General features: G+C 48.1%; 9 protein-coding genes. 2 read left to right on the top strand and 7 right to left on the bottom strand.

Going from position 1 to position 12358, the window contains the following annotated elements:
- Window positions 1-266: 266 nt before the first annotated feature.
- From HCZ42_RS07340 to HCZ42_RS07320, 5 genes are all read right to left on the bottom strand, one after another.
- Complete coding sequence (locus tag HCZ42_RS07340) at window positions 267-1391, bottom strand: bifunctional tRNA (adenosine(37)-C2)-methyltransferase TrmG/ribosomal RNA large subunit methyltransferase RlmN (protein ID WP_167420077.1); 1125 nt, start codon at window positions 1389-1391, stop codon at window positions 267-269.
- A gap of 212 nt (window positions 1392-1603) precedes the next feature.
- Window positions 1604-2035 carry a cysteine desulfurase sulfur acceptor subunit CsdE gene (gene csdE / locus HCZ42_RS07335; protein ID WP_167420076.1) on the bottom strand — a complete coding sequence of 144 codons (432 nt, stop codon included), beginning with the start codon at window positions 2033-2035 and terminating at the stop codon, window positions 1604-1606.
- Window positions 2036-2084: 49 nt separating this feature from the next.
- Window positions 2085-2894, bottom strand: a complete 810-nt coding sequence (tcdA, locus tag HCZ42_RS07330; RefSeq protein WP_167420075.1) for a tRNA cyclic N6-threonylcarbamoyladenosine(37) synthase TcdA — start codon at window positions 2892-2894, stop codon at window positions 2085-2087.
- A gap of 88 nt (window positions 2895-2982) precedes the next feature.
- Window positions 2983-4086, bottom strand: coding sequence for a murein transglycosylase A (gene mltA / locus HCZ42_RS07325; RefSeq protein WP_167420074.1), 1104 nt, complete (start codon window positions 4084-4086; stop codon window positions 2983-2985).
- 69 nt (window positions 4087-4155) lie between these two features.
- Entirely contained in the window at window positions 4156-4515 is a 360-nt protein-coding gene (locus HCZ42_RS07320) for a DUF2850 domain-containing protein (protein WP_167420073.1), read from the bottom strand.
- Window positions 4516-4800: 285 nt separating this feature from the next.
- Here HCZ42_RS07320 and argA point away from each other — a divergent pair, with 285 nt between their 5' ends.
- Complete coding sequence (gene argA / locus HCZ42_RS07315; RefSeq protein ID WP_167420072.1) at window positions 4801-6138, top strand: amino-acid N-acetyltransferase; 1338 nt, start codon at window positions 4801-4803, stop codon at window positions 6136-6138.
- A 210-nt stretch (window positions 6139-6348) separates the two neighbouring features.
- Window positions 6349-6534 (top strand): hypothetical protein, encoded by a 186-nt coding sequence (locus tag HCZ42_RS07310; protein WP_167419998.1) that lies wholly within the window; start codon window positions 6349-6351, stop codon window positions 6532-6534.
- Window positions 6535-6604: 70 nt separating this feature from the next.
- On the opposite strand, the gene recD is transcribed toward HCZ42_RS07310, so the two are convergent.
- A complete protein-coding gene (gene recD / locus HCZ42_RS07305) occupies window positions 6605-8713 on the bottom strand; it encodes an exodeoxyribonuclease V subunit alpha (RefSeq protein WP_167420071.1) in 2109 nt (702 codons plus the stop codon).
- Between the two features lie 2 nt (window positions 8714-8715).
- The gene (gene recB / locus HCZ42_RS07300; RefSeq protein ID WP_167420070.1) at window positions 8716-12336 is read right to left on the bottom strand and encodes an exodeoxyribonuclease V subunit beta; all 3621 of its coding nucleotides are present in this window, start codon (window positions 12334-12336) and stop codon (window positions 8716-8718) included.
- Between the last annotated feature and the right edge of the window lie 22 nt (window positions 12337-12358).

The raw sequence follows: 12358 nt of genomic DNA, 5'->3' as shown, positions 1-12358 counted from the left end.
AAATACTTATTCGTTTGGAAACAGACTCCAAATCAACGTGCGTGCTACTAAATGCAGAGTGAATTCTCTAGAACGCTAACTTTTCATTCTAATAGATATCAAAGATGAAACAACATAGAAGAAGTGCATAATTTACAGACAGCTCAAGGTTTTTCCTTAAATTGACATAATATCGCGGCACATCTCGGTGATATCTCCAATTTTATCGTCCTAACGACGATAAAAAAGCCAGAGCATTGCTCTGGCTTTTTTATGTAAATATTTGCTTATACCGCTTTCACGGCGATGGTGTCGCCTTTCGCTGCTTTGAGCATTGCGGTACGTTTTGTTCGGTCAATTACATCACCAACCAACTGACCACATGCCGCGTCAATGTCGTCTCCACGAGTCTTACGCACCGTCACTGTATGTTCGTATTGCATCAGTGTTTTCTGGAAACGATCGATGCGCGAGTTGCTTGGTTTTTTGTAAGGCGAACCTGGGTACGGGTTAAACGGAATCAAGTTTATCTTACAAGGAGTGTCTTTCATTAGCTCTGCCAATTCACGCGCATGGTCCATATCGTCGTTGACGTGGTCAAGCAGGACATACTCTACCGTTACTTTACCGCGGTTAGCATTTGAAGACGCGATATAACGACGAACTGACGCCAAGAAGTCTTGGATATCCCAACGGTCGTTGATTGGCATGATTTCACTACGTAACTTATCGTTAGGCGCGTGTAGTGAAATAGCCAGTGCTACGTCGATTTTGCCCGTCATTTGGTCAAGGCCAGAAACGACACCAGAGGTAGAAACGGTTACGCGACGCTTAGAAAGACCAAAACCAAGATCATCCAGCATGATTTCTAATGCAGGGATCAGGTTCTTCATGTTCAGTAGAGGCTCACCCATACCCATCATTACCACGTTGGTAATTGGACGACGACCAGTCTCTTTCTGTAGACCGATTTCACGCGCAGCACGCCATACCTGACCAATGATTTCAGAGACTTTAAGGTTACGGTTAAAACCTTGTTGCGCCGTTGAGCAGAATTTACATTCCAGCGCACAACCTACCTGCGAAGAAACACATAGCGTTGCACGGTCATCTTCTGGGATGTAGACCGTTTCAACGTCTTGGTCGCCCACTTTCATCGCCCATTTGATCGTACCGTCAGAAGAATGCTGAGCTTCGGCAACCGTCGGTGCTTTGATTTCGCACGAGTGCAGTAACTTCTCACGCAACTTCTTATTGAGGTTGGTCATGTTGTTAAAGTCATCAACACCGAAATGGTAGATCCACTTCATTACCTGATCTGCACGGAACGCTTTTTCACCTAACTCTTCAGCGAAAAACTGACGCATACCCTTGCGATCAAAGTCGAGTAGATTGATTTTTTCAGTGGTCATGTGGCCTCTCAAACGACGGAACATAGATTAAGGGCGCGAATTGTACAGCCTTTACGCAGTGACAACAAGAGCAGCAAGTCCCTTGATTTATTAAGGCATTAATAAATCGTGTGATTAAATTTCATACAGCAATTAACGCGGCGTAAAATCGGCATAAAAAATGGCTCACTGATGAGCCATTTAGATAATTTGGATAGAGTTTATAGACATGGTTACAGCGCGGTCTGTTGTTTGATTTGCTCGACAATCGCCTTTAATCCATTGCCTCGAGACGGGCTTAAATGCGCGATCAACCCGAGTTGTTCAAAGTATTCATCGATATTGAACGTCTGGATTTCGTGACTCGACTTCCCTTCATACGCCGCCATTACCAAAGCGATTAACCCGCGCACGATACGAGCGTCAGAATCCGCGCAAAAATGCCAGTGACCGTTCACTTGTTCGCTCACTAGCCACACTTGGCTTTCACATCCAGACACGGTTACCTGCTCAGACTTCAGCTCTTCCGGCATCTGAGGCAGCTTTTTCCCCCACTGAATCACTTGGCGGTAACGGTCTTCCCAACCTTTAAAGTTTTGCATGGTGGAAACAATCGTCTCTGCGGTGATCTCTTGACCAAATGGAGAAATAGGGAAAGATGACATAACACGCTCCAAATCAATGTGGCAATCAGCGTAACGCGCGCTTCAACGCCTACTTGCTGTACTTCTGAATGAGTTTTTCAACGATGCGCGATACCGCGACAAAACCGAAAGTGGCGGTGACAACGGTCGCCGCACCAAAGCCACTCGCACAGTCCATGCGTTTTGGTCCTTCTGCCGTCGACTTAACGCCGCACACGCTGCCATCAGGCTGCGGGTATTTAAGTTGCTCAGTCGAGAAGACGCAATCAATACCAAACTTGCGCTGTGGGTTCTTGGGAAAATTATGATGACGACGTAAGGTGTCTTTGATTTTCTTCGCCAACGGATCCTGAATGGTTTTGGTCAGGTCCGCCACTTGGATTTGTGTCGGGTCAACCTGACCACCTGCACCGCCAGTGGTAATCACTTTGATTTTATTACTGCGACAATACGCCAGCAAAGAAGCTTTTGCTTTCACGCTGTCAATTGCATCCAACACGTAGTCAAACTCTTTGCTGAGGTACTCGTGTTGATTGTCTGGTGTAATGAAATCATCAATCAGGTTCACTTTACACTCAGGATTAATCAGTTTAACGCGTTCGGCCATCACTTCAATTTTGCTTTGCCCAACCGTACCAGACATCGCGTGGATTTGGCGGTTGATATTGGTCACGCACACGTCGTCCATGTCGATCAGCGTTAACTCGCCAATACCAGTACGCGCCAGCGCTTCCACAGCCCAAGAACCCACACCACCTATGCCAATCACACAAACGTGAGCTCCGCGAAGGATTTCAACTTCGCTGTTACCGTATAGACGACGCGTGCCGCCAAAACGTTGGTTGTAGTTGTCAGAAGCCGGAGTGTCGAGTTCGCGCATGGTGCTAGTTTTCCGCCAAAATATCGTGATACAAAAATAAAGAGTGCGTTTTATACGCACTCTTTATTAAAAAGTCTAGGTCAGAGGGTTATTGTAGCTTTTCTGGTGGCAATGCCCAAGGCGCTTGCGTACTTGAGTTGTCTAAGCCCAGTTTCCAAACTCGACCAAAGTGCTTGTAATGGCCAGCCTCAGTTCCCGCTCGTGGCCCCATACCGTGGTAAAGGTCTAGATGGTTTTGCTTAACTGCGCCACCCGTATCTAAGACGATCAGCAGACGTAACTGGTGCGCGCCACTCCAACTACCATCCGCGTTTAGTAATGGCACTTCAGCAAGAATTGGCGTCCCCATCGGCAGAATCGAACGGTCTCCCGCGACAGACGCCATTGGCACCAACGGAATCCCCGCAGAACCCGTCACTGGCGCATCGGCTTGCGGATTAAAGAAGACGTAAGAGGGGTTTTGCTCTAGCAGTTCGCGCACCGTCTCTTCATCGTTCGCCAACACCCATTCTTTGATGGCTTTCATCGACATGTTTTCACGTGCGACCAGCTCCCGCTCGATCAACACTTTACCGATACTGATGTACGCTTTGTTGTTCTTACCGCCGTAGGCAAAATACTCCAGCGTGTCGTCATCTTCAAAATGCACAAAGCCGCTGCCCTGCACTTCCATCAAAAACGGATCAATCATATTCGCTGCGTAACCCAACTCTAGACCTTGACCTTCAAGGGCGCCGGCGTAGATTTGCGCGCGTGTTGGACAGTCTGAACTGCAACTCGGTTTACGGTACAAAGGGTATTTGAAGGTTTCATTTGGCTCGTGGCGTAGCTCGATAACCGGAGAGAAATAGCCAGTGAACAGCACATTACCTTTCTTGTCGCCACCACCAAGTTGCGCAGCCTGAATATCAAAGTTGGCGAGTTCGCTTGGATCGCCACTTTGCAGCACCCATTCATTGAGCTTGGCATACAAGGGCTGATACATCGCCGCCATTGACGACGACTTATTTACCACTTGCTCAGCTTGCTTTTGAAACTCAGTAAAGTCTCGCGGTTTATCCGATTCAACAACTGCAGTTTTATTCAAAATGGCGTTGAACTCTCCATCAAGATATTGTTGAGCACGATCGGTCGGTTGTGCACAGCCAAAAAGTAAAGTGGCTGCGGCGATTGGAAGATATTTTTTGAACACAGATTTCATTCCTTTCCAGCAATCTGCTCAGGATGACAAACTCAAAGGAATAGCGCAACGAGAGAGACGTTAACGAATGTTATTTTTGAATTTCTCTGACAATCGATACACAGGTTGGTAGTGAGACTCGGAGATCAGCTTCATTTCGCTCATGTTTGCATCTAGCACTTTGAACGTTTTTCGCTCTTCGCCGACTTGAAACTCAACCAACGTCCCATCAAAAGAAAAACGCGTACCTACGTAGCGGCCAGCAATTTTCACGCCCTTGTCACTAAGAGTAAAAGAGTCACCAGAATAACCAGCAACATCTTGCTCAACCCAAGTACCATATAAAGGTTCTTTTGGGTGAATCGCAGCTTGAATGCGTTCGAAGATCGGCATTGATAACGCCACAATTACCGTCGCGATAGCGATAATGCCGGCTTGCATCAGACGCTCAAAGCGCTTCTTCTTGCTTACACTGAGTGCATCGACTTTCTGTTTAACTGTTGCGGTATTGATAAGCTCACCTGTTGATTGAAATCTAAGAACATCACAATGGCGTCACGGCTCAATTGTATTAGTCCATCGTTCATGGCTTGTTTAAATACCACCAGTGACGATACCGAACAATGATCTAAATAAACACTTTGTTCATCAGCATAGAAAAACCACTTGCCGAAAAAAGAATAAAATTGCAATATCTGTAAATATAAATTCATTTTGGATTGTAGCGTGAAGATTAGAAACACAGCATTAGTTAAAGGATTTAGACAGTCTGTTCCTTACGTCAACGCTCACCGCGGAAAAACCATGGTGATCATGATTGGCGGTGAAGCGGTGGCAGACCATAACTTTTCTAACATCATCAGCGATCTCGCCCTGCTGCATAGCCTGGGGGTAAAAATTGTCTTGGTGCACGGCGCGCGACCACAAATTAACACCATACTCGAACAAAACAACTGCGCGACGCCGTACCACAAAGGCGTGCGCATCACCGACGAAACCTCTCTGCAATACGTCATGCAAGCCGCGGGACAGCTACAGCTTTCGATTACCGCCCAGCTTTCTATGAGTCTAAGCAATACGCCAATGGCTGGTACGCAACTTAACGTCGTCAGCGGTAACTTTGTGATATCCCAGCCACTTGGGGTTGATGATGGCGTCGATTACTGCCACAGCGGGCGCATTCGTCGTATTGATGTCGCGGGCATCAACCGTATGCTAGACCAAGGCTCGATTGTATTACTTGGGCCAATCGCCAGCTCAGTGACCGGTGAATCATTTAATTTGTTGTCAGAAGAACTTGCCACTCAAGTCGCCATCAAACTTAAAGCTGACAAACTGATCGGCTTTTGTTCTGAGCAAGGGGTCATCGACGAGCAAGGCAATGCGGTTGCCGAGCTATTCCCTCGAGAAGCAGAGCAGATATTGCAAAAACTGGTCAGTGATTCTGAACTCGCAGGTGACAACTCGTCAGGTACATTACGTTTCTTACGCGCGGCGACCACTGCATGCCGTGCAGGTGTTCCTCGCAGCCACTTGGTAAGCTACAAAGTAGACGGCGCACTGATTCAGGAACTGTTCTCACTAGACGGTATCGGTACGCAAATCGTCGAAGCCAGTGCAGAGCAAGTTCGCCTCGCGGACATCGACGACATCGGTGGTATTTTGGATTTGATTCGCCCGCTCGAAGAACAAGGCATTCTGGTCAGACGCTCTCGTGAGCAGTTGGAGCAAGAAATCCATCAGTTCACCATCATTGAGAAAGACGGCTTGATCATTGGCTGTGCGGCGCTTTACCCCTACGTGCAGGACAAGATGGCTGAAATGGCCTGCGTGGCGATTCATCCAGAATACCGCGACGGAAACCGAGGGTTGTTGCTGCTTAATCATATGAAGCTGCAATCAAAAGCACAGGGATTGAAGTATCTGTTTGTGCTGACGACCCACAGTTTGCACTGGTTCAGAGAACAAGGTTTCCACGAGATGGGAGTCAACTTCCTGCCATCGCAAAAGCAAAATTTCTACAACTACCAGCGAAAATCAAAGGTACTCGCGATTGAACTTTGATCAATCAAAAGTATGAAATTTATCGTCTCAGTACGTTATTTGGTTAACTTGATGAAATTTCTTACTCGAATGCCCTTTATTTCATATCATCTCTTGGTTAAAATTTAGGCTCCCGCTTCGGGAGCCTATTGGACTTATCTCCGCTTAATCTTTTGATTAAGTCGCACGGATTGCTTGAGACTGAAACAACGTCATTAAGAGCAACACTCGATGAAACCCATCAAAACTATAATTTGTAACTCGGTTCAGAGCTTTTGGGATATGGCCGACAACCAATTGCTAGAAGGGCTAGATGTTCACTGCGTATTTCCAGTGACCGAAGGATTGAAGGCATTTATTCTTAACTATCAGGAAAAATACCAAATCCGCAGTATCTCATTTACCACATCACTTTGAATCCAACAGCAAACCAGGGATGGTTATGCACTTCCCCATCTCCACTCATTATTTAACTAACAGTAGTTAATTAACTGCGCGACAATCGACTGACCAAACCACTGGCTCGTTCCGTTTTTACTTTAATCCCACGCTTCACAACTCGATCATCGACATACAAACTCAAACGGTGTTTAGCGCGCGTGATACCTGTGTAAATCAATTCTCGCGTCAGTATCGGGGTAAAGTCAGGCGGCAAAATCATCAAGGTATGACGAAACTCACTACCTTGTGATTTATGAATCGTCATCGCGTAGGCGGTTTCATGCTCCGGCACTCGGCTTGGTAGTACCGACTTCACACTGCCATCAGGCAATTCAAAGAACACCTTTAATTTACCCTCACCTTCGACTTCATCGCGAATACAAATGCCGATATCACCGTTGTATAGACCCAACGCATGGTCGTTACGCGTGACCATCACAGGCCGGCCGTGGTACCAGATCTCATCCTGAACTTGGATTAATTTACGCGCCGCGAGCGCTTTTTCGATCCGCAAGTTAAGCCCTGCCACGCCAAAATCCCCCTCGCGCACCGCACACAGCAGACGACATTGTGCAAAGGCGTCTAGCGCGGCTTTTGCTCGACGCTCAATCTGTTCCGGTTCACCGCTGTCTGGATCTATCTCGGCTTGTGAGGCGCGTTTTAGGTAAGGCGCATATTCGCTCACCAACGACTGAATCAACTGGTTGTAATGTTGGCTGTCGATTGGAAACTTCGCAATGTCACTAAAATCTTTGTTCCAGACATTATCGACGTTTTGCGCCGAACCTGAGTTAACCGCTTTAGCCAGTTGTCCGATACCGGAGCGCGCATCGAAACGATAACTTTTTTGCAGCATACACAGACTATCGGCGATGGTCGTACTTTGACTATTTCCTTGTGCAAGGCTTTGATAACCCGTCAATTGTGCAACCAGAGCACCTTGCTGAGCGCTGTAACCAAACTGATTAAACGAGCAAATATCGCCTAACACTGCCCCCGCTTCCACTGACGCCAACTGATCTTTATCGCCAAGCAGAATTAAACGAGCCTGCTTTGGCAGCGCGTCGACCAACTTGTACATCATAGGTAAATCAACCATCGACGCTTCGTCGACCACCAAAATATCTAGGTGCAACGGATTATCATGGTTGTGTCTGAATTCCGCACTGTTTGGAATGGCGCCTAATAAGCGGTGAATTGTGCTCGCATCAGTCGGGATCACTTGTTTTAGCTCTGGCGAAACCGGAAGCTGGTCGATCGCTTTACCAATCGATTCGGTTAGCCTTGCTGCCGCTTTACCAGTAGGTGCCACCAGCTTGATGGTTGGCAGTTCACCCAGCTGTTTCGCCTGTTCAATCAAGGCCGCAAGCAGTTTGGTTACCGTCGTCGTTTTACCCGTACCCGGACCACCGGAGATCACCGCAAAGCGTTTGCTCAACGCAATCGCGGCCGCAACTTTTTGCCAGTTGACACACGCAGACAACGGCACCAGTTGGTCCAACACTGACAGTTGTTCGATTTTTGCCACCCCTTGGAGCTTTTGGCCTATCGTAGACCAATCCAAATTTTCGTCGTCCACAACGTCTAAATGGTCACACACCAAACGCTGTAAAACGACCGGAGTTAGTTTTGCTTCTTGTTCTAATTTCTTAATGTCTTCAAATAGATAGCGATAGTTTCTCGCAAACAAGTGCGCAAGCAGTTGTGAGAGTTTTTGCACCTCATCAGGCTTTAGGATCATGGGTATCCCAAAGCTATTTAATCGCTCAGCTAGGGCAATTTCATAGTGCCAGTATCGGTGTAGATAGAGCCGCTCACCGTCAAACATCAAAGGTAACGCTTCCCCCTGTTGACCAACCAAAGACGAAGCCGTGAGTAATTCACGCCAACTAATCAAAATGAGCTGTTGGTTCAGTTCAAGCGCAGCATCGCCAAACAACCCAAGTTTGGCGGCCAGATCAACCGGTTGCCCTTGCGAGTCATGCAATGGCAAACAGATATGACCTTTGCCCAGTTCACTGCTGACTACACCTGCGATAAACGCTAATGCTTGGTCTTGTGATTGCGCTAAGATAAAGCGCGCAAATTGGTAATCAAGCTGACGAATTGAACCTTTCTCTGCCAGTTGTTTTAGTTTCTCTACCAAGTTCTGCATGATCAAATCAACTCCATCTGACCAGAACTGTTGTGTCTAGTATCGATGTTTTGTCCGTCAATTAAGCGGTCCATATCTTGTAAAAACTCCAAGCTAGGTTTGGCCGAGAAGATACCGTGCTCACTTTCACCATCCATACCACGTAGGAATAGATAGTAAACACCGCCAAAATGTTGCTGATAATCGTAATTAGGTAAACGGCTGCGTAAGAAGCGATGCAACGCTAACGCGTAGATTTGATATTGCAGGTCGTATCTGTGCTCAGCCATCGCTGATTTCAGCGCCTCGCCGTGATAGTGACTGACGTCATCGCCTAAATAGTTCGACTTCCAGTCCAAGACAAAATACTGACCATTGTGTTCAAACACTAAGTCGATAAAGCCCTTGAGCATGCCGTGTACGGTTTGAAAACCAAGGTCACCGGCTTTGGCTGATAATGGGTCATGACGTTGAATTACGCGATTGAGCGCCGGAGCCGCCAGCACTTCTATCGGTAACAAAAACTCCATTTCAACTAAGCGTTGTGATGGTTGCTTGTGGTTGAGTGTTAACTTCTTACCGTCGAGTGGTGTTGCTAGCACCGTATCGATCAGCCGCTGTAAGACGGGTAGCCATTCTTCTTCCAACTGTTCACTTTCCATTAGCGCCAGAATCACTTGCGTGTTTTCCTCGCTCGTCGCGGGTTGCGTAAACTCAACTTCTTCAAACAAGCTGTGCAGGAACGTACCCGGTCTTGCACCTCGTGGAAACGTGAAAATCGATCTTTCTGGCTCAAGCAATTCTTCTTGGTCTTGCTCACCAGACGAGTCGACGTCCAAACGCATTAAGTCCGTCAGCGCATCATCGCCATACGTCGAGTGCCCTTGCTTAACCAAGCCAGAATAACTGGTGATTCGCCAACTTCGGTCGATATCACTTTGTAACTCGCGCGCACGCAACGATTGTGTTTGTGATTGGTTGGCAACAAACGGCGTCTGGTGTGGCTCAGGTAAATCAGCCAACGCGACACAATCAAGCTGCTCAACCTGTTTCTGAATAGCGAGGGTTAAGTCGTTGATGCCACCTTCTTGACCATTTTGCAGCAAGTAGCCCATCGCACTGCGGTGCACACCAGTTGGCTCTTTGCTTGAACGCCCATTGCGAATCGGCGCAGCGCCGATAAAACAGCCGTAGACCGCACGGGTCAGCGCCACATAGATTAAGCGTAAATCTTCCGCAAGACGTTCTTTGTCCGCTTGCTTGAGTGAGTCACCCTGCCCGCTGATGTCCAGCACAGTGCGGTCACTTTCTGCATCGTAGTATTTCGCTTCACTCGCTTCTCGGTAACTGAGCACAAACGGCAACATCACCAAGTCATATTCGAGACCTTTCGATTTGTGAATCGTGACAATTTGCACCAAGTTCCGCTCAGATTCCAAACGCTGGATCTCGTCCTCACTGCCACCCAAGCCGTTTTCCGCGTCACTGATCGACTGTGCCAGCCAACGCAACAGACCATGGTCGCTATCGAGCTCAATACTCGCCTGCTGCAACAGTTCACCGATGTGCATTAAGTCGGTCAAGGTGCGCTCACCGCTTTGCTCTTCAAGTAATCGTTCAGCGATATGACGCTTGCTGATCACACTGCGCAGCATCGGCAACACACCGCGCTGAGTCCAAAGTTTACGGTACTCCTTGAACTCGTTAATCGCGTTTTCCCACTCATTTTCATCATTATTGAGCTTATCGAGTGTGCCAGCATCAAGGGCAAACAGTTCAGAAGCCAAACTGGCACGTAACGCGCGGTCATTTTCCGGCGTCAGCACCGCTTGCAATAGTCGCTGTAAGTCCTGTGCAACCGTGGAGGTAAACACACTGTCTCGGTTTGAGAGATAGACGCTGGCAATACCTTGTTTCGCCAACGCTTCTTTGATCATCCGTCCTTCGTTACCCGTTCTGACCAACACCGCAATGTCACCCGCTTGGATAACCTGTTTACCTTTACCGGTTTCAAAGTAGGCTTGTTCTTGTTGTGCGGCGCTAAGAATCGCGTGGATTTGGTCTGCACTCGCTTGCGCCATCGCGTTTAAATAATCGCCTTTAGCAAGCGGTTTGTCATCGGCGTCCTGCAGCCAATACGTTAACGCAGGTTGCTTTTGACCACCGATGGTCCAAATGCGTTGTTCGGCATTCGGACTGTAGTTGACCGGGGTAAACGGGATGTCTTGGTCATAGATAAATGGGCTGTCAGGCAACGCAAACACCTGATTCACCGCCGAGACCATTTCGGCACTCGAACGCCAGTTAGTTCCAAGCGTAAAATGAGAAGAGACCTGCTTGCGCGCTTTAATGTAGGTAAAAATATCTGCGCCGCGAAAGCCATAGATCGCCTGTTTAGGGTCGCCGATCATAAACAAGCCGCATTCCGGATTATGCAGATAAATGCGGCTAAAAATACTGTATTGCAGTGGATCGGTATCCTGAAATTCATCGATCATCGCCACCGGATAAAGTGAGCGAATACGCTCTGCCAATAGCATTGATTCATCGCTATCAATCGAAGCAGAGAGGTTAGTCAGTAGGTCATCAAATGATAGCCACTGTTTCTGCTGCTTTGCTTGAGCAAGCATGTCGCGACAATGTTCGATCGCATGAGCCAGAATCGGCGCTTTAAGTGAAATTGGCTGGGCAAGGAAGGTTTCAATCTCCGCAAACACCGGATGTGTAGGCGGCGTGCCTTTCGGCGTTTTTTCGACCAGCACGTTTTGCGCAAACTTCTCCAGCTTATCCGGATAGTCGTAGCCGCTGGTTTCACTCACCGCCCATTCGTTCACCGCGTCAAGCCACGCAGGCAAAGACTTTTTGCTATAGCTGCGCTTGTTTACGTCTGACTCACTGATCAGCGTGAGGTAGTCGTCTTGGCTTTCACGCCATGCAACTTTCAACTGGTTGATACGCGCTAAGTTGGCTTGGTGCAGATCAGCCAAGCTGCCTTTCATTGCTTCGACCGTCAGTTTCAGCGGTGCGCCCGTGAGATATCCGCTGATATCACCCAGCAGATCAGACGGTGCAGACCAAATTCGGCGCACTTCACCCGCAAGATGGATCGGTAACGGATAGAAGTTACGTCGCCAGTAGTCTGCGACAATTTGCGCTTTGAGGTGGCTTTCGTCGGTAACGAACTCGTTATTAAAGCGGCTACCAGACTCAAACGCATTTTGCGTTAGCATACGTTGGCAGAAACCGTGAATGGTATACACCGCGGCTTCGTCCATTTGTCTTTCGGCTTGAAGCAGTATTTCCGCCGCTTGCTTGTGGTCGACAATCTCTTCCAGCAACGGCGCGATGACTGGGTCATCACTTTTGCCTCGCGAAAAAGCAAGTCTTGCAGCGTGGATACGCGCGCGGATACGGTCACGTAACTCGGCGGTCGCGGCCTCGGTAAACGTCACGACAAGGATCTGGTCGACCGTCAACGGCACCCGATGTTTTGTTTCAGGACTGCCATGACCCAATAGCAAACGGAGGTATAAACCAGCAATGGTGAAGGTCTTGCCTGTGCCCGCCGATGCTTCGATCAAACGCGCTCCGTGCAATGGAAAAGTCATAGTATTTAGCGTTGTCGCTACTGACGTTGCTGTCATAAATATCTAGCCTTTAAAACAA

Origin of the sequence: Vibrio hepatarius (genome assembly GCF_011806575.1) — a bacterium.
Lineage (GTDB): Bacteria > Pseudomonadota > Gammaproteobacteria > Enterobacterales > Vibrionaceae > Vibrio > Vibrio hepatarius_A.
Note: the sequence above shows the minus strand (reverse complement) of the source record. Positions and strands in the feature narration are given on the sequence as shown.

Coding starts and splice junctions, on each gene's coding strand:
- HCZ42_RS07340 (WP_167420077.1), bottom strand. CDS start 1,391: ATGACCACTGAAAAAATCAATCTACTCGACTTTGATCGCAAGGGTATG.
- csdE (WP_167420076.1), bottom strand. CDS start 2,035: ATGTCATCTTTCCCTATTTCTCCATTTGGTCAAGAGATCACCGCAGAG.
- tcdA (WP_167420075.1), bottom strand. CDS start 2,894: ATGCGCGAACTCGACACTCCGGCTTCTGACAACTACAACCAACGTTTT.
- HCZ42_RS07320 (WP_167420073.1), bottom strand. CDS start 4,515: ATGCAAGCCGGCATTATCGCTATCGCGACGGTAATTGTGGCGTTATCA.
- HCZ42_RS07310 (WP_167419998.1), top strand. CDS start 6,349: ATGAAACCCATCAAAACTATAATTTGTAACTCGGTTCAGAGCTTTTGG.
- recD (WP_167420071.1), bottom strand. CDS start 8,713: ATGCAGAACTTGGTAGAGAAACTAAAACAACTGGCAGAGAAAGGTTCA.
- recB (WP_167420070.1), bottom strand. CDS start 12,336: ATGACAGCAACGTCAGTAGCGACAACGCTAAATACTATGACTTTTCCA.